The sequence below is a fragment of the Microcoleus sp. FACHB-SPT15 genome (assembly GCF_014849525.1).
GTDB classification, from domain to species: Bacteria; Cyanobacteriota; Cyanobacteriia; order Cyanobacteriales; family Coleofasciculaceae; genus Symplocastrum; species Symplocastrum torsivum.
This window is the reverse complement of sequence record NZ_JACJNU010000070.1, coordinates 56,405-78,574: the sequence shown is the minus strand read 5'-3', so window position 1 is coordinate 78,574 and position 22,170 is coordinate 56,405. Positions and strand designations below refer to the sequence as shown.

The window sequence follows — 22,170 nt, the reverse complement described above, 5'->3', positions numbered from 1 at the left end:
TTTCCTTATCAACCAATAAAATTAGGTATTTATGTTTATACTTCTAAGCCGCAAAGTGTTCAGCAAATTCAATTAACTCATCCACCTGCTTCTCAGTAAACCACCGCTCTACAGCATCTTCCCCAAACCTATCCAACGGCTCCTCATACAAATCTGCCACCTCCAAACGCCGATTCTTCAAAAACACATTCTGCACCGCCCTCAAAAACCGAACTTGATTCGCATTAAACGGACGCTGAACAATAAACTCCTCAAAATTCCGCCTCACCACCTCCTGATAATCCGGCAATGCCTCAATCTCCATTAACTCCCGCAAAAACGCCAGCAAACTATTCACCTTCAAATTAAACGCCTTGCGGATATTCGACTCCGACAACTGCACGTTCCCCCCACCCAACTCTTGCCGCAGCGTCCTCTCCAATGCCACCAGTTGTAAATCCGTCACCACTTCCCCGTTGCGAATTGCCGCGATCGTTGGGTGAGTCTCGACAATCTCCAACACCTTCCCCTCAACCCGCTGGCGGTATTCCTCCACATAAACCTGCTCTCCACCTTCGCCCAACGTGATATAACCACTAACGGCAATAGAATCTGCCAGATCGAGATAAACAAAAGAACTCTTACGCTGGCGGCGATTTTTCATTACTTGCGCCAAATCAGTAATGATTTGATTTAACTCCTCTGGTGTTGCACTTCGCAAGCGATGGGATAAACAAAACTGCGCTGATTTTCCACGCTTGGCGTCCTTAAATATATCTTCTGGTAAATAACTTACATCCTCTGCAATCGATTCCAACGTCCCCGGTTTTGCCCCATCCGTCAGAATTTCCAGCTTCAACCGTTCCACCTTATTCGTAAACGTCGCCTCTGCCACATCCACCCCTGCCACAAATCGCAACAACGGCGCAACCTGAGTGCGGAGAAAATCAATCTTACGCTGAGTCAAATACCGCCAAAACCCATCCATCCAAGCCTCCTCAACCTGAGAATAAACCTGCTGGACGCTAAACGCATCGCGAGGAATTTGCCCAATCTGCTGCCGTAAATCCGCAATTACCTGCTGGCAATCAGCAGATTGCTGGTCATTCAGATAATGCTCCAGCAGCTTCAACCGCGTGTTAAAAATCTTCACGGTAACGGGCAGATTTTGAGTAACCGTCTCCTCACTAGGGTCTTTATCAAAGTCATTCTCCCAGAAGTCGATAATTAGAAACTCATCCTTATGCCCATGAGGAAGCCGATGCAAATACCGACAAGCTTCATGGCTGCGCGTCCCCCGTCCTATCATCTGCTGCATCTTAATCACAGAATGGACAGGCTTCATAAACACCAGATTCACCACCTCCGGCACATCCACCCCCGTATCCAGCAAATCTACAGAAATGGCAATGCGAGGCATCTCCTCCTTCTTGAATCGGTCAATCAAATCATCCGTGCGTTCCATCTGGGAGGTAATCACCTGCACCATATCTGGATACTGGGGATACATCTCCTCGAACACGCTTGCCAACCGCAAAGCGTGGTCTTGACTCACCGCAAATACAATCGTCTTACCCGGATACTGCCCCGACTCATCTTTATGGCAAACCTCCATAATCTCTTCCCACTGTTTCCGCAGCGTATCCTTATTGCTGACAGTGCGCTCTAATTCCGTCCCCTCATAATCAATCTCATCGGGGTCACGTCCCTGCTGAATCAACGTATTGCGGTCTTCTTCCGAAAGGTTTGCTCCCCGAATCCCCTCCCGTTGAAAGTGAGTCTGTGCTTGACGAAGGCTGTAATCGACCAGATAGCCTTCATTAACTGCATTTCGATAGGGATAATTAAACGTCGGAACGGGAGGATTGCCAGTGCAGCGAAACACCTGGAACGTATTGCGCTCAATAAAATCTGCTGGCGTTGCCGTTAGTCCAATAATCCGCGCATCGAAATATTCCACCACCTCCCGGAACTGGTTGTAAATCGAGCGATGAGACTCATCAAAAATCACCAGGTCAAAGAAGCCAGGGGTGAACTTTTTGTGGCATTTAACCAGGGTTTGCAGCGTCCCCACATACAGCCGCTTGCTGTAATCAACGTTGTAGGTACGGATGCGATCGCGTGGCTCGTTCGGCAGATAAACCTTAAAATTATCGTCTAGCGCCTGCCTAACCAACGTATCTCTATCCGCCACAAACAGCACCGTCCGCGCTTGATTCGCTCTCAGGAACACTTCAATCAGCGCCATAATCGTGCGCGTTTTCCCCGTCCCCGTCGCCATCACCAGCAGCGCCCGTCGATGCCCCTCATCAAACCGTTCGCTAACTCGCCCAATTGCCTCTTGCTGATAAGTGCGGTTTGCGATCGCAAGATTAACGCTCAACTGTTGCAGGGGAATTTTATTCTGGTGGATGTAGAGCAAATTCTGTAAATCTCTCAGGGAGAAAAACCCAGCCACCGGACGCTTGTTTTCATTCCCCACATCCCAAAAGAACGTCCTATCCCCATTGCTCATAAAGGCAAAGGGACGAAAACTCTGGTGCTTCTCAATCTCCGTTACATAATGCCTAACCTGCTGTTCTGCCACCCTTGGGTCGCGGCTTTGTCGCTTCGCCTCAACAACAGCAATCACTTCCCCATTCGGCAGATAGAGGCAGTAATCAGTAACTCCATTCCAAGGTGCTGCATCATACCCATCGACTGGGATTTCAATCCCCACCTGGTTGGAATCGTCTAGACTCCATCCAGCTTTCTCTAATGCCTTATCGATTAACTCTTTTCTAGTGTTCGCTTCGTTGCGGGACATTCAACACTTCCGAAAACTGGCTAGAGCGATCGCGCTACTCCCTTAGTGTTCCCACTAACCGAGCGTAAATCACTTCTAACTAGTTTGGCATTACAGTTGATTTTTTGCAGGCAATATGCATAACCGCTCTCAGGCAAATCTACAGGTAGGGAGCGATCGCACTACTATCTGCTTAGAGCTTTTCGCCCATAGTACTTGCTAGCTCCTTCGTAGTTCTTGCCCAGTGCCAACCCGCAATGCCTCCCATGAGTTGCCAGCGAATCCAATCCACTGAAGGAAACTCGTTGTCTCCCCACCCTGGATTGCTCTGGTCTATTTCCGTATTTTCAAAAAAATCCAGCATCTCATCAAGGTCTTTGGCGGTTATTGGGCTTCCCTCTGCAAGAGCTTGGGACAGCCTCAATTTTTTGCTGCCTCCATGTTTCCCGTATAGCTCAAGTCCCCGACTCGCCTCATTCTGTACTGGTATTGGAGCAATCAACTTACCCTGTTGCTCTTGGCGGCTAGCGAGTAATAGCGATAGAGAGAACAGTTGAAACTGGACTTGAAGAGTTGCATCCATTTTCAGTTACCAGGATAAAGGGACGGGATGAGTGCTACTCCTCTCCTCCTAATGCTCAGAATATCTTCGCCCAAGGCTCTTATAAGTAGGAGCGCCTTGCCATTCAGCTTTAGGTAGGAGAAGCCTCCTAACCAACTAATCTTAATTGATTTAACTTAGCTTGTGACGGTGTAATGTTCACCCCCACAGTAAAGTCTAAATATCTAAATCCTCTTCCCGCATTAGGCGGGGAGCAGAAGTTAACTTAGTTTCCCATCGCTGTAATCGGGTTTGGTTGCCTATCTGGGGAGCAAGCTCTAGCAAATACGGGGCTCTCGGTTCAACAGCGCTTCTGCCGTTTCGCCATCGTCGCAAACGGCAAAAAACAATGCGGACATTCCCCTTTTACCCATAATGCTGGAATCGGGAACGGAGTCTCACAGTTAGTGCATTTCACTAATAAGCGCAACTGATGGCGATCGCATCCCCGTCGCTCCTTAAACTGCCACTCAATCCGATGATAGGGGTTTTCTGCATAACAAACCGCACATAACAGAATGGGTCTTGGCTTCATCGTTACACCTGTGGGCGGTAGCATCTGAGCGAGCCTATCCGCATCAACCATCACGACATCCGCTAACACCTCCAACTCCTGCCGAGAAGGAAACGGATTCAGGTACAACTTTTCCCATCGTCCCACCACTGCACCAAGCCCTGTTATCTTACCCAATGCAGTAATTGTTAAGGAATTTGCTCGACGGAAGCGCCCCAGAAAATGGCTGAGGCTTTCTCCTTCTAGAAGTTCAACGGCAAAACGCTGAGGTTGCTGGTTCTCTCTATCCATCACTCAAATCGTTCCAAAACTTCAAACAAAGTTGCCTTGTCAACCTGCTTAAATCCTTTTCTTAGGGAGAAAATAGTAGCTTCTCTGAGAACCCAATCTAAATGGCGTATTTTTCCGCTCGTTTTTAGATATAGCTTCTCTAATATTCCCTCAACTGCCAGATTTGAGGGGACGGGTAGCTGTAAAATTTCTGCTTCCAACGTTTCTACCATTTGCTTAAACTCTCCCCTAGTTAAAACATCAAAGCGATAACACTTCTTAAAGCGGTCGTGAATGTACTCTTTGCGCGTAACGAGATTATTTAGCTCCTCTGTCCCCACCAAAATAATTGAAATCTTCAACTGATTGAAAATTCGCGCTAGTTCCCCTAAAGCAGTAATTTTCATTAAGTTAGCTTCATCGAACAAAATCATTTCCACCTTAGAAGCCTTGAGGAGGTCAAGCGTTCGCTTCCGAAGGTAGGTTGGTTGTCCTACTGAATCACCCTTAAGAGCTTCGAGAATCAGCACCAATAAATCGCTGATCGAGCAATCTGGAGTCGCTTCTAGATATAAAACAGGCACGATATCGCGCTGTCCCAATCTTTTCTGCGGTCTATTCAACAGGTAATAGCCTTCACAAGTTACTGTTTTTCCAGTTCCTGGAGGCGCAATGATTCGCCCTGATTTTCTAAATAAACGCTGAGAGTCCAACCATTCATGAATGAGTGTCATCAAATCCCGCTCCACGTAGGTTTCAGCAGCCAGTCTCTCGATTATGGGTTGTAATTCATCAGGAATCGGCTCGTCTTTCCAGAGTTTTTGCACCAACCCCTTTAGTTGCCTAAAATCGTCTCTTGCCATTTGCCTCAATCCTCTTTGAACCGGGAAAAAGCTTAACGTTGTAGTGATTGCCCAAAATTATTTCGCCTGAAAATCTACCAATCGAAATCTCTACGAAGTTGGTCGTAGTTTAAAACCCTCGGTTTTTGGCTCTGAGGTTGGGCGTCTTGATTAGGGGATTCAACCTCTGGCTCAACGCTTTGAGATATGGGTTTAACTTGCTGTACCTGCACCTGTTCTTCCCGTTTGCGCTGCTGTCTACTTTTTTTCTTTTGCTCAATGAAGGCATCGCGATCACGCACTTCCGAGAGGATATTATGATTACTAATGGTTTTGCCAGCTTTACGAACTCTCTGACTAGCCGCTTTTGCCTCCTCTAAAGAAACCTGCTCCGTTTCTAAGTCCAGAGCATGAGCCGCACCTAAAAGAACCTCTTTTCCTTTTTCCAAACCGTATACCCAGATAGTTGTAATGTCTCTGGGGTCATAGCGGACAAGGACAGTGTCCCCCTCATTCGCTTCTAGATAGCTTTCCCGATAACGCAAATTCTCAAAGTTCAGATACCCGCCTTTGTAAATGCTGCGCCGAGTCTTCTTCATTAAGCAGATATCTAAGTCTCGTTCGCGCATCAGTGTCGGACGAGGCGATAAACCCGCTTCCCAACGCTGAAAGCGTGTCTGACTCCGATCTTTCGGACTGAGGCGTTGATTGTAGTTGTCGGCAATGTAGCGCACAAATAACTGGTCAAGTTCCCGTAGAGTAAAGCAAGCATCTTTCTCGGCTGATTCGGGGCGTTGTTGTAAATTTGAACCGACATATCCCCAGAATCCGGAGAGGAAGTCTGTATTGATCGTTCCAAAACCCCGCTCTTCGATACCCCCTTCACTGGGACGAGCGCGGAGATGGCGTTCAAACCCAAGCTGAAAGGCAATCTGCCTCAGATGATCGGATTTAAAATCTTTACCACCATCAGTAAATAGGTTTTCTGGTACGCCATAAGTTCCCCACTCGCAATTGAGTTTATATTCAGCTCCATATTGTTTTGGCAAAACAGCATGGCGTAATGCCAAGGCAACTACTTGAGAACTGGGGGGATCGAAACCCAGAAGAATCCCCATGATACAGGTGGAGTAGCTGTCGGTAATTTTCGTTAGCCAAGGACGAGCCAGAGGTTCGCCATACTGATCGACCAGCATAATATCTAGTTTGGTGTGGTCGCACTGCCAGGTATGGTTGCTGTATCTTGGCTCCAAAGTTTGTCCGGCGCGAGTTTGATGAGACACTTGCGAACCGTGCCATCCTACATTCCGTACCTTCTGTTTCTTTTCTTTCTGCTCAATCAGGGGATTGAGAACGCGGTACACGCTCATGTGACTAGGGTATGTTTCTAAACCTATCTCTCTGGCTCTTCCTTCTACCCGAATTGCTACCTGAGCCGGAGTCATTTTCCGACTCCCTTTGTTTCCTTGCTTGTAGGTATTAATAATGAACTTTTGCCAGTCAGAGCTAATCCGGTAGCTACCCTTATCAGAACGCTCAGTGCTTGTGATGGCAGATATACCCTGTTCCTCGTACTTCTTGACAAGTCGCTGGACACTGCGAACAGATTTGCCGAGTTTGTCTGCTGCTTCCCTTAGTTTTTGCCCGTAGGTTTTGTGATCGCAATTCGCAAGGAGACTCTCGATTACCTCCATCTTGAGCTGAGCTTCATCTGAGAGTGGCCCAGTTACAATTTCGTTGGTTTCTCTCTCTTGTTCTCCCTCCTGGATTTCTGCGTAGTCATCATCTTCATCTACAGAGAGAATCGGGAGAAGGTCTGATAGCGAAGCATTAGGGAGTCTTTGAGGGTCAGACGAAATCTCAGTCATAGAGATGCTCCTGCGTGAAAAGGCTTTCATCAGCAGTCACACACGCGCAGTTGTTCAAAGAGGCTCACTCGTGTCGGTGCGCCTCTGTTGTTCAAGACAACAGCGACAGTATGACTCAGCACACCATTTATCAAGGTAGAACTAACGTACTAACTCAAAGAGTATCTTACTCCATCTGATATAAAAACTGACACTTAATTTGTTAAAAAATGCCGACCTTTCAAATTGAGTAGATTTTAAAAAAGCGACATGTAAATTGTTATGTTTTTAGAAAACGCCACTTAATTTGTTAATTTACTTGGCGATAGCTGCGTCTAAAAAAATGGCTAGAATTACCTTATACTAAGGCATCTAGCTTCCTTATTCAGGACGACAATAATTTGTTATGACGACAAATAAAGTGTTATTCGACATAAATTTTCTTGATTTCAGAGCTAAGACTCTAAGGTTGGGTTTGAGCGTCTTAATTCACCGATCATCAAGATAGCGGATGGAACATTCGATATTGAACAGAGTCAGGAAAATTGACCCAAAAAAAAGGGTCACTGTAGAGTTACTAAAAAATTAAGAGTTAACGGTGGAAATTAGCCCGCAAAATCGATAGGGTGGAAAAATCTGAATTGGATGCAGTGAGTTCACTAAATCGTCTCAATATGTCATCCTATTGCGAGAGCGGTATTCTATTGTGACGAGGTATCTAAGGTCAAACGCTGAGGTAATTTTGATGAAATCATTGGTTCGCTTGAGCGCAATATTAGGTTTAGTCGGGAGTGCGCTGATAGGCTCCTTCTCTACAGAAAATCTGCGGGCGCTAGCATTGACAGAAGATCAGGTTTTTCAAAAGCTGCGCTCTGTACCTGTCTTTACTGTCACTGATGCACAAGGGTCACCTCTAGTAGCCTCAGTGCCACAGGGACAGGGACAAAACCAAAATCAAGCTGTGTCAGTTGCAGGTGTCTTTATTAGCCAACGGGATGCTCAAAGTTTTGTTGAGCGGTTGAAGGCGGAAAGTCCTGAACTGGGCAGAACTGTGCAAGTTGTGCCTGTCTCGCTAGGGGAAGTTTACCAGCTAGATCGAGAAAATCAGAACAAGCCACAAGGCTTGGATTTTGCCTTCATTCCTGTGCAGCAGCAGGTACAGTCAGCACAGGCATTGATGACCCAAAGTGGTCAGCAAGCGCAACAATTCCAAGGTACACCCTTGTTTGTCGCGAAAGGTGGTGAAGATCAGGGGTATTTAACGATTCAGCAGAATGGTCAGCAGGTTATTCCTTTCTTCTTTGAGAAAGAGCAATTGCAGGGATTGGTAGACCGCTTTAAGCAGCAACAGCCGAACATGGCATCCACAGTCAAGGTGGAAGCTGTGACTCTGGAGGGCGTAATTCAGACCTTGCAAAGTAGCAATAATGAGCAGTTGAATAACATCGTACTTGTGCCATCGCGGGAATCTTTAGAATACATACGTGGTCTCTCCGCTTCTCAAGGTTCACAGCAAGCTCCTGCTGCACCTCAACGTCCACAGCAATAAGGATGTAAGGTTTGGGCAGTCGTGATGCTAAAAAAGAGTTTTAAAAGCCAAAACTCTCCAGCATGTCCTGTTGTAACAGGAGGGGAACTCTGGCAGTGGCATCATGATGCCCAAAAATCTGCTGTGGAGGTGGGGATTCCTAGTGCAGAAGTAGACTGGCTGTTGCAAGAAGTGGCTGGGCTTGACTCGCTGACGCTACGTTTAGAGTCCTTCAAAGCGCGATCGCAAATTGAATTACGATATCCTCTGTCGGTGCTATCTCAGCTATGGCACCGACGTCTTTATGAGCGATCGCCAATTCAATACCTGGTTGGAGCAACTCCTTGGCGTCATTTTTCCCTAAATGTTTCACCGGCTGTCCTAATTCCTCGCCCAGAAACAGAGTATCTGATTGACTTAGCTGTGGATGCTGTGAAGAATAGTTCAACTCCACAGCTAGAATCAGGGCATTGGGTGGATTTAGGAACTGGCAGTGGTGCGATCGCGCTTGGGCTAGCAGACTCGTTTAAAACCGCCACAATTCACGCTGTTGATTACAGTAATGACGCTCTAGCCATTGCTCAACTTAATGCTCAACAGCTTGGCTTGCAAGAGCGAATTCAGTTCCATCAAGGTTCTTGGTGGGAACCTCTCGACGCTCTCAAAGGTCAGGTGAGTGGCATGGTCGCAAACCCTCCTTACATCCCCAGCAGTTGGCTACAAGAGCTGCAACCAGAAGTGCGTGACCATGAACCGCATCTCGCCCTTGACGGTGGTATTGATGGTCTAGATTGCATTCGGCAGCTAATTGAAATCTCGCCGAACTACCTACAGCCTGGTGGTATCTGGTTAATTGAAATGATGGCAGGGCAAGCTGATACCGTTGTCCATCTGCTGCATCAGCAAGGTAGTTATTGCCAGGTTCAGATAGTTCCAGACTTAGCAGGTATTGACCGCTTTGCTCTTGCTTATCGGACTTAGGGGGAATGTCACTCTTCTTAAGCGAAAAGTAATCGTTTGTTGGAAAAACCCGGATTGGGGGACGTTGCCCCCCAAACCCCCTCCTCACTCTCATCTCCGGTGGGGGCAGAGTGCCGCCCCCAGTCCCCCTGCACAAGGTGTTATGGCAGTAGCCACAAATGTTAGGACATTAATGGGACAAGAGAATTCCCTAGCTAGAAGCGATTTGACCCAAAGCTGACTGCTGATTGCTATATCGGTACTGATGAAGGGGCAGTTTATCAGTGTTATTGCATAAAGCACAACTCTAATCGAGAAATTTTTTGGACTGCTGGACTCGCTCATTTCCCCTTAGGTCAGTGCCATTGAAGTTAAGGGAGATGAGAGAGTAATTTCTATCCCACCTTCCCAGCTCCCTACCTCTCCAACTCCCCAACTTCATGAATTAAGCGGTGGCACCTGCGGTAAGTTAGGGTCTTGCTCCAGATTACTCATGTTGCCAGCATCGATCGCACCAGTACATAGAAAGCGGAAGGTTTCCTGGTAGAGACTTTGCCAAAAACGATTCGTCATTCCTTGGCTAACAATCGTCGGGTCTACCATTGGGTGTGGTACCAAATCACTCGCAGGGTAGAGATAACAGGAATGCCCCTTGTTCTTGCCGCCGATCGCTTCAAAAAAGTCTAGGTTAGTCTGAACATGGGCGGCATCTTCATTTTCTGTCAGAGGCAGAAACGTGGGAATGTTCTTTAGGACACTGATGTTTTTAGGTTGCCGCACAAACGCACCAAATCGAGCGGCTGCTGTAAATGCGCCTACAGGAAAACGTAGGGAAGGGTCCCAACCTGTCTCACTGATATCCAAGGGACCAGCTAACTCGATGTATCGTTCGCGTTGTGGGTCATAAACCTTCAGCAGTGGTGCAAAGGCAACGACTCGCTGAATGCGGTCTGGTCTAGCAGCGGCTAGGGCAAGTGCGGTTGCACCACCAACTGATAACCCCACTGTGAAAATTGGTCCAGGCATCGCCTCTAGTTCTGCCAGATGTGCTTGTGCATCCGTCAAAAAATCCATGTGAGACGAATCAAAGTAGCGCTCAAAGTTCGGGTCAGTCTCATTTTCTGCGGCTGCCACAATCTCCAATAAACGCGGCTCAAGCATCAGTAGCCGTGCTACCAAGGCAGCTTGTTGTTGAGGACTAGGGCTTTGAGAATCCGGTTGTGCGGCAAAATTGGCTAAGTAATTTTGTAACACAGGGTCTTGCTGCACCTTTTCCCGCAAGGGATTCAGAATCTCAGGCTTGAGATCGACTTGGGGCCAATATTTCGCGGCAGGGAGAAAGGTATGGTTAGCGAGGGTTGCCTGATAGACATTAAATCCATTCCGAAACAAGTAGTCTGCTAGATGCCACATCTGATGAGGAACACCACTGAAGCCATGAAACATGAGTACTGTCCCGTGAACGGCTTGTCCAGCGTCGTGGAACAAATAGTAGGGGTAGGAACCAGCTCGACGGTCTGGATGGATGTCAATACTGTGGATATGGTTGTCAATTCTCTGTCGAGTTTGGCTTAGTTGTTCGCAGCTAGGGGTCGAAGTGGTGTTCAGAGTAGTACTCATGATGCATGAATCCTGGTGGGTAGCAGTATGGCCGTGCTTTAAGGAGGTGTGGTATCGAGCTATTCTCAAGGTACGGTGAACGAAAGCGATCGCAATTCATGCAGTCGCTTCAATCGACTGGATGATTGTTTTTAGCTCTGAGGAATTAGTCCAAAGGAGTGATAGCCGCTTGATGTACCTGTGTTATGAATCCGCCGTATCGGATTCGAGCTTAAGTGAATACTCTTAGTGTTCAAGGGACATCTCCTATGATCAGGATGGTTTAGAGGACTGCCTCCAAACAGAAAAGGAAAAGGTTCAAGAAAAATTCACTCTACTTCCTGTTTAGAGGGAACAGATCGGGACAGTAGAATTGCGCTTAGTTAAGTAAAATTGCTGTTAGAGACATTACTAGATATGGCTTCATCAAAATCCAAAAATAAGTCTTCCGACTCGCATTCTTCTGGCAATCGAATTGTCTATAGTGAGTTTGGTTCTACTAGCACTCCCACGGCTGTTGAACGCTCTGTTCAGGAACTACCGCCTAACCAGCAAAATCTAAGAGTCCAAGCTTCACGTAAGGGTCGTAAGGGAAAAACAGTAACAGTAATTACTGGTTTTCAAGTTAAACCTGAAACTTTAACTCAGCTACTCAAACAACTCAAAAATCAGTGTGGTAGTGGTGGCACAGTTAAGGACGATAGCCTTGAAATTCAAGGTGACCATACTCAGAAGCTTGTTGAAGTTCTGATACAGCTTGGTTACAAAGCGAAAATTAGCGGTGGCTAAGCCGTTAGCGCTAACGACTAATTTGCCTAATCTGGACGGGCCGGAAAGCCCGTCCTACAAGCAAGAAATATGCTTCTTATTTAGCAACAGCTACACGCGGTAATCGATGCTTGAAGCTGCAAAGAATTTCCCAAGAAATTGTTCCCAACGATTGTGCCCAATCATCAGCAGAGATTTGAGCATTTCCATCCTGTCCGATTAGCGTTACGACTTCCTCGGTTTGTAAGTCGGGAATTGCACTAACATCAAGCATTAGTTGATCCATTGTAATCGCCCCAATTTGCGGCACCTGTTGACCTCGAATCAGTACCTTCATCTTGTTGGAGAGGTTGCGAGGGATGCCGTCAGCGTAGCCAATCCCAACAACGGCAAGGCGCAGTTCTCGATCAGCAATGAATTGGTAACCGTAGCTGACACCCGTTCCAGGGGGAATTGTTTTGACTTGGGTTACCCGTGCTTTTACCTGCATCACTGGCTTAAGGTCAACGACAGGTCGCAAATGTTCAGCGGGGTAAAGTCCATAAAGGGCAAGCCCTACCCGTACTAAATCGTAGTGCAATGCTGGGTCAGCGAGGGTGGCAGCCGAGTTCGCGAAGTGCAAACTAGGGGGAGTGATACCCGCTTTATGAAGCTGAGCGATCGCTTCTTCAAACCGCTGATGCTGTAATCTCATCACTGTAGGGTCAGGACTGTCAGCCGTAGCCAGATGAGAGTAGACACTCTTTATTTCCAGATAAGGCAACCGCTGTACCAATTGCACGAACTGCGTTGCCTCTTGCCAAGGCATCCCTAAGCGCGACATTCCCGTGTCTAACTTTAGATGCACTGGCAGTGTTGTTTTCAAATCCCCAAGCGTTTCCGAAAACACCAACGCTTGCTGAGGGGTGCAAATCGTCGGTTGTAACTGCCAATGTGCGATCGCCTCAATTTGCGCTGGCGTATTCGTCGCCCCCAAAAGCAAGATTGGTGCTGAAATTCCAGCTTCCCGAAGTTGAATTCCTTCGGGCAATGTAGCAACACAAAGTCCAGCCGCACCCGCTTCTAGCGCCGTTTGGGCAACCATCACTGCACCATGACCATAAGCATCCGCTTTCACCACCGCCATCAGTTGCGTCGGGTGAGTCAAAAGCGTCTTCAGTTGCCGCACATTATCGGATAATGCCCCATGATCAATTTCAACCCACGCCCGTTGACAAAGCCCACCTCTTGCCTCGTCAGTGTTCTTGAGCGTTTCTTCACGCTGTTTAGGCGTAACCTTCGTAGTTGGCTTTAGTTCTTGCATGATTCTTCACTCCTCAATCACTCACAACGATCGGTGGCGTTATGCTATTCCTTCATCAGGGCGGGAGGCAACACCACGCCACCATTCTTGGTCAGTTGTCAGTTGATCTTAAATCAGGCTTATCGTAAGTCAATCAATTTGAGGAGGCTGGGATCGGTGATTTATTCCCGGATAAAGCACCAGCCTATAGGAAAAGCAACAGATAACTGCTGTTTTATCAAATATGTTTTCCTTGCAATTTCTCTACCTGTAGGAAAGTTTATTGTCTATTTAAACTCACCCCTAATAATTCGTGGATTTTGATGAATTGAGAAATGATGAGCTATGAATGAGGAAAGCTCACTTCGCAAACTACCCTTTTACATTCGTGGTGCGTAGTAATTCCAACAACATCTAGTTATCCGGTTAATAGTTTTGGATTTACAAATTAAAAACTCTACTGTCTTACTCATTCATTCCTACAACTCTTTTAAAAACGACGGTTAGAAATTTTCTCAACATGATCCTGACTCGAAATCGGTTTTTGCGATACTTAGTTGCTGTACTTAGCACCTTACTTATCGCGAGCATTGCTGTTTGGGAAGCGGCTGTCGGTATTGGTCTTTTCATTACCGAAGCTCACGATAGGACTGGGACTGTTTTACTCCTACAAATTTCGATGGACGTTGTAGCGGTGACGGCGCTTGTCTTGGCAGCGACAGTAACGGAACGGGCAACAATAGCAGAGTTGTTACAAATCAGTGAAGCAAAATATCGCCATATTTTTGAACACGCGGTTGAAGGTATCTTTCAGGCGACACCTGACGGACGATACCTTAGCGCGAACCCAGCGTTGGCAAGGATTTATGGCTATGAATCTCCCGCTGAACTGATTGCTAGTTTGACCAATATCGGACACCAACTTTACGTTGACCCTTCAGCGTCTAACGAGTTAAAACGATGGTTGCATGAGGATGATGCGGTGTCGGCATTTGAATCACAAATTTATCGCAAAGATGGCACGGTGATTTGGATTTCGGAAAATGTGCGTGCTGTCCGTGATGCTAAGGGCATTATCCTCTACTACGAAGGCACGGTTGAAGATATCACGAAGTACAAGCAGACGCTTGAGGAACTGGCAAAAAAGAATACTGAGCTGGAAAATCGTGTTGAAGAGCGAACGGCTGCTTTAAGGGCATCCAATCATCAACTGCGATGTGAGGTGATTGAACATAAACAGGCAGAAATTGCCCGACGCGAGAGCGAAGAGAAGCTAAGAGCGTCTCAGCAACGGCTGTCTCTCCTAATTCAGCACACGCCTTTGGCGGTAGTGGAATGGAATACCGAGTTTGAAATTGTTGATTGGAACTCGGCTGCACAAGCAATTTTTGGCTATACCAAAGCTGAAGCCTTGGGGTGTGATGTTGCCAAACTGATTATGCCTGAAAGTGCTATTCAACAGGTGAGGCAAATCAAAGAAGACCTTTTGTCCGGTAAAGGTGGCAGGCATTCTTGTCATGAAAGCCTGAAAAAAGACGGTAGCGCCATTGTTTGTGAGTGGTACCATACACCCCTGATTGATGCTCAAGACAATGTCCTCGGAGTTGCTTCTATGGCGCTGGACATCACTGAACGCCAGAAATCCCAAGAAGCTCTACGAGAGAGTGAGGAGCGGTTTGCTCTGGCGATTCAAGCGAATAACAGTGGGCTTTTTGATGTCAACCTGAAGACAAACACCTACTATTACTCGCCACAATATCGTCAATTGATTGGCTCCCCCTTAGACAGGGATGGTGTCCACTTTGAGCAATTTATGAAGTGGGTTCATCCTGACGATGTGGGGGCAGTAAAAGCCTGTTGGGAGGAAATTTTTGTTGGTCAAAGATCGCAGTGGGACTTAGAGTTTCGGATACTCCACTGTAATGGTTCAGTTCCCTGGATACTCTCACGCGGTTTGGTGATTCGGGACGAAACGGGTGAGGTGGTGCGGTTGGTGGGGACTCACACGGATATTAGCGATCGCAAACAAGTGGTATCGTCACTACGCGCCAGTGAAGAACGCTTTCGCCAACTCGCAGAAAACATTGATGAGGTTTTCTGGATGAGTTCGCTAGAACCCCACCAGTTAATCTACGTTAGCCCTGCTTATGAGAGGATTTGGGGGCGCACCTCACAAAGCTTGTATCAACAGCCATGTTCCTGGTTAGAGGCAATTCATCCGCTTGATCGCGATCGCATCTTCGCTGCCTTAAAATACCAAGGTCAAGGACAGTATGACGAAGAGTATCGGATTGTCCGACCAGACGAGTCAATCCGGTGGGTACGCGATCGTGTCTTTCCGATCCATGATGAACAAGGGTCAGTTTACCGTTTAGCTGGGATTGCCGAAGACATCACAACTCGCAAGCAAGCTGAAGCCGAATTACACTGCCAAACTCTACAACGGCAGCTATTTGCGGAAATTACTCTCAAAATCCGTCAGTCGCTGGAACTCGAAGCCATTCTCGAAACCACGATTACAGAAGTACGACGTATTCTCCAAGTTGAGCAAGTTTTAGTCTACCAACTCCGACCGGATGGTTCGGGAACCATTCTTACCGAGGCGCTAGGGACTGATTTTCAGAGCCTTTTGGGGGAGGATATCAACGAACTCTCTCTTGCTGAATCCTCGCTACAACCCTATGGCAAGGGAGGAAAGCGTAACAGTACCCTTTATCAAGCTGAAGTGCCAAGCGGCTATATCGAAATGCTCCAACCGTTTGATGTAAAAGTCAACTTGGTCGTGCCGATTCTCCAACGGGACGTACTCTGGGGCTTGCTAATCGCTCGTCAATGTGATGGTTCCAGACAGTGGGAGGCTTTCGAGACGGAACTCTTACGCCAACTTGCTGACCAAGTGGGGATTGCCTTAGCTCAAAGCCAACTCCTTGAACAAGAAATCACAACAAAACAGCAATTAGCTGAGCAAAATCTCCACCTAGAGCAAGCTAAACGAGACGCTGAAGCAGCTAATCGTGCCAAAAGCGAGTTTTTGGCAAACATGAGTCATGAATTGCGTACTCCCTTGAACGGCATTCTGGGATATACCCAAATCCTCAAACGAGAATCATCACTTAGCATTAAGCAACAACAAGGCTTAGACATCATTCAGCAGTGCGGCGAACACTTGCTCACTCTGCTCAATGACATCCTCGACCTCTCGAAAATCGAAGTTGGGAAAATGGAACTCTATCCTAGTGAATTTTCCTTTCCCCACTTTCTAGAAAACCTGGTCGAAATCGTCCGCATCCATGCCGAACAAAAAAACATCACCTTTCGTTACGAGAAGCTCTCAGAACTGCCTAGTGGCGTGATAGGTGATGAAAAACGCTTGCGGCAAGTCCTAATCAACCTCCTGGGTAATGCCGTCAAATTCACCGATGTCGGTGGAGTAACCTTCAAAGTTGGCTATGTAGGAGGGGATGGGGAATCGGGAATCGGGAATCGGGAAGAGGATATCCCCTTGGGAAGACAGTCTGATTCCGAGAACAACTCTACAGAATCTCCCTACATTTGGGCATCTTCCCAATCCCCCAACCAGTCTGCGCTTCCTTTCTCGGAAGAACCGGACGTAAACCAGCGTCACCCATTCCCCAATTCCCAATTCCCCAATTCCCAATTCCCCATTCCCAATTCCCCATTCCCAATTCCCCCAACTTACAAAATGCGCTTCATTGTCGAAGACACAGGTATCGGCATGGCAGCAGAGCAATTAGCCGAAATCTTTTTGCCATTCCATCAAATTGGCGACACTTGCCGTCGGCATAACGGCACTGGATTGGGGCTTGCTATTAGCCAACGGTTAGTTCAGTTGATGGGGGGCAAACTAGGAGTAAAAAGCACACTCGGTCAAGGTAGCGTTTTCTGGGTGGATTTAGATTTGCCGCAAGTATTGGATTGGCAGGATATAGCTGTTGCTAATAAAAAAGCGATCGCAGGCTTTCAGGGTCGTGCGCGTAAAGCCTTAATTGCTGATGACAAGTGGGAAAATCGTTCTGTCCTTGCCAATCTCCTCTTACCCTTGGGGTTTGAGGTGATTGAAGCCGTAGATGGTCAAGATTGTCTTTATCAAGCACTAGCAACCAAGCCCGACGTAATTTTTATGGACTTGATGATGCCAAGAATGGGCGGATTGGAGGCGACTCGCCAACTTCGGCAATCACCTGAGTTGAAAGATGTTGTTGTACTTGCGACATCCGCCAGTGTCTTTGAGTACAAGCAGCAGGAGTGCTTAGCCGCAGGCTGCAATGGTTTTATTCCCCAGCCTGTACAAGCCGAAAATTTATTTAGACAGTTAGAGGTGCATCTGGGGCTGGAATGGATTTATGAAGAGAAAAAAGGGGAAAAGCTAGAGGTTCCTCTTAGCTCAGTAGAAAACACTCTTGTTCCCCCACCCCCCTCAGAACTTACCATCTTGTACGACCTTGCGATGATGGGCGATATCAAAGGTATCAGTGAACAAGCCAAACGCCTTGAACAGTTAGATGAGAAATTCGTCCCGTTTGTCAAACAAATCTGTGATTTAGCCCAACGTTTTCAAGAAAAACAAATTCTGGAGCTTGTAAAAAAATATTTGGTAGAAAAAGAATAAGTATTTTCACGTAAGCTAACCTCCCTAATCTATGTTACCTACAATTAGAAACGGCTGTAATTCCCTTGATCTAGCTTTCTTTTGAATCAAGCAGAAGTAATCTGTTTAAAATTAAAGCAATTCTAGGAATAATCCTAAGCCCTACTTAGCAAACGTGAGAATGAAGAGGAAGAAGCGATCGCAAGAATTTAAGAAAAAAGAAATATGTGTTAGATAGAGGAAATTAGGGTTCATCAGATGGGAGAAGAGACATTGCGGAAAAATCAACCGTTCGCTCAAAAGATTGCCCAGACAAATCTGAATCTTGACCATAGCTTTGAATTCATTGGACTTCTGACAACGGATGGCACCCTCCTAGAAGCAAACCAAACACCAGCCAATGCCACTGAGCAGAAACTAGAAGAGGTAATCAATCGTCCATTTTGGGAAGCCAAGTTGTGGACGATTTCTCCTGAAACTCAAGAGCAAGTGCGTCAAGCGATCGCACTAGCGGCGACGGAGGAATTCGTGCGTTATGACGTAGATGTCAAGAGAACAGATGATGTCATAATCACCATTGATTTCTCGCTCAAGCCGTTGAAAGACGCAACCGGGCAAGTCGTAAAATTAATGGCTGAAGGTCGTGATATCCAAGAATGCGAGCGAAAAAAAACCTTGTTATCAGGACAAAATCATGTCCTCGAAATGATTGCTAAAGGTGCAAAGCTCTCTGAGATTCTGACTCGCCTTACGCAGTTAATTGAGCAGCAATCTCCAGGATGCCGATGCTCCTTCCTTCTACTCGACAAAAATGGCGTAAATCTACGGCACGGTGTTGCTCCCAATCTTCCAGAATCTTATAACCAGGTACTCAATGGACTGTCGATTGGCGCAGTTGCGGGTTCGGAGGGTACGGCTGCCTATCGAGGGGAACCTGTAATCGTCAACGATATTGCAATTCACCCCTTATGGAAGGATTTTCGGGAGTTGGCACTTTCTCAGGGACTGAGAGCCTGTTCATCTTGGCCAATCTTCTCCACCGAAGGGAAGGTGCTGGCTACATTTGCGATGTACTACAGTGAACCCCATACCCCTAACCATTATGAGCAAGAACTAAAGACGATTGCCACACAACTTGCCAAAATCGCGATCGAGCGCTCTTGTGAACAGGACGATTTACTTCGCAGCAATGTCATGCTCAAAGCTCAACAAGAAGCAGCTATTGATGGCATTTTAGTGTTTGACGAAAATCGTCGAGTTGCTTCGTACAATCAGCATTTTTGTGAGTTGTGGCATATTCCTATTGAATTTATCCAAGCTAGCGATGAGCAACAACTGCGGCAGTGGCTAATGTCTCAACTAGAACACCCGCAGGAATTTTTCAAGATAGAGGATTTCTATACTCATCCCACGAAAACAAGCTACAACGAATTTAAACTCAAGGATGGACGCATTATTGAGTTTTACTCGGTTTCGGTGTGTTCTCCCTCAGGAAGTTGCTACGGCAGAATTTGGTACAACCGAGACATCACCGAACGGAAACAAGCAGAGATTGTCCTCAAACAAGCTAAGGTTGCCGCTGAAGTCGCTAATCGTGCTAAAACCGAATTCTTGGCAAACATGAGCCATGAATTGCGTACCCCCTTGAACGGCATTTTGGGATACGCCCAAATCCTCAAACGAGAACCGAGTCTAGGGACTAAACAACAGGAACAAGTCGGCATCATTCAGCAGTGTGGCGAACACTTACTTACCCTGCTCAACGACATCCTCGACCTCTCCAAAATCGAAGCCAGGAAAATGGAACTCTACCTGAGTGATTTTAACTTGCCTCAGTTTCTGGAGAGCATCGTCCAAATTGTCCGTATCGGTGCCGAACAAAAAAATATTTTCTTTCGTTATCAACCACTGTCCACTCTACCTTCCCGTGTGATGGGAGATGAAAGGCGCCTGCGGCAAGTCTTGATTAACCTCCTAGGCAATGCCGTTAAATTCACCGATACAGGTGGGGTAACCTTCAAAGTTGGCTATGCAGGAGGGAATGGGGAATGGGGAATGGGGAATGGGAAAGAGGATAGCCCGATAGGGAGAGACTCTAATCCGGAGAACATCTCTATAGAATCTCCTTACATTTGGGCATCTTCCCAGCCCTCAATCCCCAATTCCCAATCCTCAATCCCCCCTACTTACAAAATGCGCTTCATTGTCGAAGACACAGGTATCGGGATGGAACCAGAGCAATTAGCCGAAATCTTTTTGCCGTTCCATCAAATTGGCGACCCAACGCGCCGGGTTGAAGGGACTGGGTTAGGTCTGGCAATTAGCCAAAAACTCGTACAGTTAATGGGTGCTGAACTAAATGTTAAAAGCACATTAGGTCAAGGCAGCGTTTTCTGGCTGGATTTAGATTTACCAGCCGTTTCGGAATGGGCTGAAACCCCAAAGGTGGGCGTTGGTAATCACCTTGGGTTAAAAGAAGAGAAGTACAGGGTGCTGGTAGTGGACGATAAGTGGGAAAATCGGTCTGTTCTGGTTGACCTTCTCTCGCCTTTGGGGTTTGAAGTCATAGAAGCGATAGACGGTCAAGACTGTCTCAATCAGGTACTTGCAGTTAAGCCTGATGTGATTTTGCTTGACATGGTGATGCCGGGATTAGACGGTTTTGAGGTCGCAAGACGACTACGGCAGTTACCAAATCACAGAGATCTGATTATCATTGCCACATCAGCAAGTACGTTTGACGACGATCAAGAAAAGTCCTTGGTGGCGGGTTGTGAGGGTTTTATCTCTAAGCCTGTTCAGGCTCAAAAGCTTTTAGAACAGCTAAGTCAGCATTTAGAGTTGGAACCGCTTGATGAAGCGTCTAACCAACCGCTTCCAGAGTCCTTCGTTGACTCAAAAGGAATTGCGCCCACTCGCGCCAGGTTAGTTCCGCAAAACTCTCTTGCACAGGATTTTCTCGCTCAATCGCCTACTGCCTGTACAGTTCCCCAAAACCTAAATGGGGAAGGGAATGTTCTTATCGCTCCACCTACAGATGAAATTAATGCCTTGTATGAACTTGCCATGATGGGCGACATTCGAGGAATACTGGAGCAAGCCAAGAGAATTGAGCAATTGGATCAACAATTTATGCCATTTGCACAACAACTACGTCAACTGGCTAAGGGCTTTCAGGAAAAACAAATTCTAGAATTTGTGAGAAGGTATAAGGCGGAAAATGCATGAGTGTCCAACAGCCTGACAAAGGGACAATCCTGATCGTCGATGACAGCCCTAGCAGTTTGGAGGCGTTGTTTGATTTTTTGACGATGGCCGGCTTTCAAGTTTTAATGGCTCCCGATGGAGAAAGCGCTATTGAGAAAGTCAAACATACTTGTCCAGATGTCATTCTGTTGGACATAATCATGCCTGGGATTGATGGGTTTGAAACCTATCGCCGCTTGAAGGCAAATCAGTCAACTCAAGACATCCCAGTGATTTTTATGTCTGCCCTTTCCCAAACCTCTGTAGTCGTCAAAGGGTTTCAGCTTGGGGCGGTGGACTATATCACCAAGCCGACTCAGCAGGAAATTATTCTTGCGCGTGTCACGACTCACTTAACGATCCAGAAGCTTCGGCGCAGTCTTCAAGCGCAAAATGAGCAACTGCAACAGGAAATTCAGCAGCGTCATCAGGCAGAAGCCGCGCTACAAGAGGCTAATGAGGAACTCTCCAGATTAGCCACTCTAGACAGCTTGACTCAGCTTGCGAATCGGCGTCGATTTGATGAATGCTTGAACCAATGGTGGCGTATCTTGGCGCGGGAGCAGTTGCCGTTGTCTTTACTGTTGTGTGATGTTGATTTTTTTAAGCTCTATAACGATAGTAGGGGTCATCAAGCGGGAGATGAATGTTTGCATCAGGTTGCTCAAGCGATGAAGCGTGCTGTCAAGCGTCCGGCTGATTTAGTGGCGCGTTATGGGGGAGAAGAATTTGCGGTGATTCTGCCAAATACCCACGGACAAGGCGCTCTCCAAGTTGCAGAACAAATTCGTTCCTCAGTGACAGCGTTGGCGATCGCTCATCCCAGTTCCTCAATCAGCCAGTATGTCACGCTGAGTATCGGTGTTTCATTTACGATTCCCTGCCATAACTGCTGTCCAGAACAACTGATTGCGGTTGCTGATCAGGCACTGTATCGAGCTAAAGCGTCAGGACGCGATCGCGCTGTTTTTATCCGCTTTAGCCATACTCAAAATTTAGAACGTTGTGTTTACTGGAATACCACGGCAATACAGCAGCAAACACAACAAAATATCTAGGCTATAGCAACTTCTCCTTTACAGGTTGTAGTCTTTTCATAATGAGTGCATCTACTTGACCGTATTCTCATACCAAATCTTGTTACATTACTAGCTTCCTAAGAGAGCCACTAGGCGAGATTTCATTTTGCTTATGAGTAAAGTACTGCTTTGCTAAGGCTAGAGGCTTATCGATCTGGGTTATTTGTCAGTAGGGGTGTAATTAATTGTCCCGCTACCAAAGTGCAGTTGCTTTGAAAGGAGGGGAGAATGGAGGAACTGGCTGGAGTTCACAAGACAATC

The 22,170-nt window shown here is 46.8% G+C and carries 13 protein-coding genes; 6 read left to right on the top strand and 7 right to left on the bottom strand.

The genetic code is table 11. The annotated features are described in order from the left end of the window. Positions 1-43: 43 nt before the first annotated feature. The 5 genes from H6F98_RS30620 to H6F98_RS30600 all read right to left on the bottom strand — a co-directional run bounded on the left by H6F98_RS30620 (position 44) and on the right by H6F98_RS30600 (position 6,859). Positions 44-2,785 (bottom strand): DEAD/DEAH box helicase family protein, encoded by a 2,742-nt coding sequence (locus tag H6F98_RS30620; protein WP_192222515.1) that lies wholly within the window; start codon positions 2,783-2,785, stop codon positions 44-46. A 172-nt stretch (positions 2,786-2,957) separates the two neighbouring features. Continuing rightward, on the bottom strand, positions 2,958-3,347 hold the full coding sequence (locus tag H6F98_RS30615) for a hypothetical protein (protein WP_192222514.1): 390 nt from the start codon (positions 3,345-3,347) through the stop codon (positions 2,958-2,960). Between the two features lie 319 nt (positions 3,348-3,666). Next, a complete protein-coding gene (locus H6F98_RS30610) occupies positions 3,667-4,170 on the bottom strand; it encodes a TniQ family protein (RefSeq protein WP_192222513.1) in 504 nt (167 codons plus the stop codon). Then, on the bottom strand, positions 4,170-5,012 hold the full coding sequence (locus H6F98_RS30605) for a TniB family NTP-binding protein (protein ID WP_192222512.1): 843 nt from the start codon (positions 5,010-5,012) through the stop codon (positions 4,170-4,172). Before H6F98_RS30605 ends, H6F98_RS30610 begins: the two co-directional genes overlap by 1 nt. Before the next feature lie 74 nt (positions 5,013-5,086). Further along, on the bottom strand, positions 5,087-6,859 hold the full coding sequence (locus tag H6F98_RS30600; RefSeq protein WP_242058776.1) for a Mu transposase C-terminal domain-containing protein: 1,773 nt from the start codon (positions 6,857-6,859) through the stop codon (positions 5,087-5,089). Positions 6,860-7,583: 724 nt separating this feature from the next. On the opposite strand from H6F98_RS30600, the gene H6F98_RS30595 reads away from it, so the two are divergent. Continuing rightward, positions 7,584-8,387, top strand: coding sequence for a Tic22 family protein (locus H6F98_RS30595; RefSeq protein WP_192222511.1), 804 nt, complete (start codon positions 7,584-7,586; stop codon positions 8,385-8,387). A gap of 24 nt (positions 8,388-8,411) precedes the next feature. Beyond that, entirely contained in the window at positions 8,412-9,347 is a 936-nt protein-coding gene (gene prmC / locus H6F98_RS30590) for a peptide chain release factor N(5)-glutamine methyltransferase (RefSeq protein ID WP_192222510.1), read from the top strand. A gap of 417 nt (positions 9,348-9,764) precedes the next feature. On the opposite strand, the gene H6F98_RS30585 is transcribed toward prmC, so the two are convergent. Next, complete coding sequence (locus tag H6F98_RS30585; protein WP_192222509.1) at positions 9,765-10,946, bottom strand: alpha/beta fold hydrolase; 1,182 nt, start codon at positions 10,944-10,946, stop codon at positions 9,765-9,767. Between the two features lie 396 nt (positions 10,947-11,342). Between H6F98_RS30585 and H6F98_RS30580 the strand changes: the two genes are divergently transcribed. Then, positions 11,343-11,714 (top strand): translation initiation factor, encoded by a 372-nt coding sequence (locus H6F98_RS30580; RefSeq protein WP_192222508.1) that lies wholly within the window; start codon positions 11,343-11,345, stop codon positions 11,712-11,714. 76 nt (positions 11,715-11,790) lie between these two features. Here H6F98_RS30580 and alr read toward each other — a convergent pair whose 3' ends face one another. Next, positions 11,791-12,996, bottom strand: a complete 1,206-nt coding sequence (gene alr / locus H6F98_RS30575) for an alanine racemase (protein WP_192222507.1) — start codon at positions 12,994-12,996, stop codon at positions 11,791-11,793. A 499-nt stretch (positions 12,997-13,495) separates the two neighbouring features. Here alr and H6F98_RS30570 point away from each other — a divergent pair, with 499 nt between their 5' ends. The 3 genes from H6F98_RS30570 to H6F98_RS30560 all read left to right on the top strand — a co-directional run bounded on the left by H6F98_RS30570 (position 13,496) and on the right by H6F98_RS30560 (position 21,888). Continuing rightward, the gene (locus H6F98_RS30570; protein ID WP_192222506.1) at positions 13,496-17,605 is read left to right on the top strand and encodes a PAS domain S-box protein; all 4,110 of its coding nucleotides are present in this window, start codon (positions 13,496-13,498) and stop codon (positions 17,603-17,605) included. A gap of 237 nt (positions 17,606-17,842) precedes the next feature. Next, positions 17,843-20,812, top strand: coding sequence for a GAF domain-containing hybrid sensor histidine kinase/response regulator (locus tag H6F98_RS30565; RefSeq protein ID WP_192222505.1), 2,970 nt, complete (start codon positions 17,843-17,845; stop codon positions 20,810-20,812). Then, complete coding sequence (locus H6F98_RS30560; protein ID WP_192222504.1) at positions 20,809-21,888, top strand: diguanylate cyclase domain-containing protein; 1,080 nt, start codon at positions 20,809-20,811, stop codon at positions 21,886-21,888. The genes H6F98_RS30565 and H6F98_RS30560 overlap by 4 nt, the downstream gene beginning before the upstream one ends. The last annotated feature ends 282 nt before the right edge of the window (positions 21,889-22,170 follow it).

What these genes read in the sequence shown, in the direction of transcription:
- H6F98_RS30620 (WP_192222515.1), bottom strand. Translation starts at nt 2,785, where the DNA reads ATGTCCCGCAACGAAGCGAACACTAGAAAAGAGTTAATCGATAAGGCA.
- H6F98_RS30615 (WP_192222514.1), bottom strand. Translation starts at nt 3,347, where the DNA reads ATGGATGCAACTCTTCAAGTCCAGTTTCAACTGTTCTCTCTATCGCTA.
- H6F98_RS30610 (WP_192222513.1), bottom strand. Translation starts at nt 4,170, where the DNA reads ATGGATAGAGAGAACCAGCAACCTCAGCGTTTTGCCGTTGAACTTCTA.
- H6F98_RS30605 (WP_192222512.1), bottom strand. Translation starts at nt 5,012, where the DNA reads ATGGCAAGAGACGATTTTAGGCAACTAAAGGGGTTGGTGCAAAAACTC.
- H6F98_RS30600 (WP_242058776.1), bottom strand. Translation starts at nt 6,859, where the DNA reads ATGACTGAGATTTCGTCTGACCCTCAAAGACTCCCTAATGCTTCGCTA.
- H6F98_RS30595 (WP_192222511.1), top strand. Translation starts at nt 7,584, where the DNA reads ATGAAATCATTGGTTCGCTTGAGCGCAATATTAGGTTTAGTCGGGAGT.
- prmC (WP_192222510.1), top strand. Translation starts at nt 8,412, where the DNA reads ATGCTAAAAAAGAGTTTTAAAAGCCAAAACTCTCCAGCATGTCCTGTT.
- H6F98_RS30585 (WP_192222509.1), bottom strand. Translation starts at nt 10,946, where the DNA reads ATGAGTACTACTCTGAACACCACTTCGACCCCTAGCTGCGAACAACTA.
- H6F98_RS30580 (WP_192222508.1), top strand. Translation starts at nt 11,343, where the DNA reads ATGGCTTCATCAAAATCCAAAAATAAGTCTTCCGACTCGCATTCTTCT.
- alr (WP_192222507.1), bottom strand. Translation starts at nt 12,996, where the DNA reads ATGCAAGAACTAAAGCCAACTACGAAGGTTACGCCTAAACAGCGTGAA.
- H6F98_RS30570 (WP_192222506.1), top strand. Translation starts at nt 13,496, where the DNA reads ATGATCCTGACTCGAAATCGGTTTTTGCGATACTTAGTTGCTGTACTT.
- H6F98_RS30565 (WP_192222505.1), top strand. Translation starts at nt 17,843, where the DNA reads ATGGGAGAAGAGACATTGCGGAAAAATCAACCGTTCGCTCAAAAGATT.
- H6F98_RS30560 (WP_192222504.1), top strand. Translation starts at nt 20,809, where the DNA reads ATGAGTGTCCAACAGCCTGACAAAGGGACAATCCTGATCGTCGATGAC.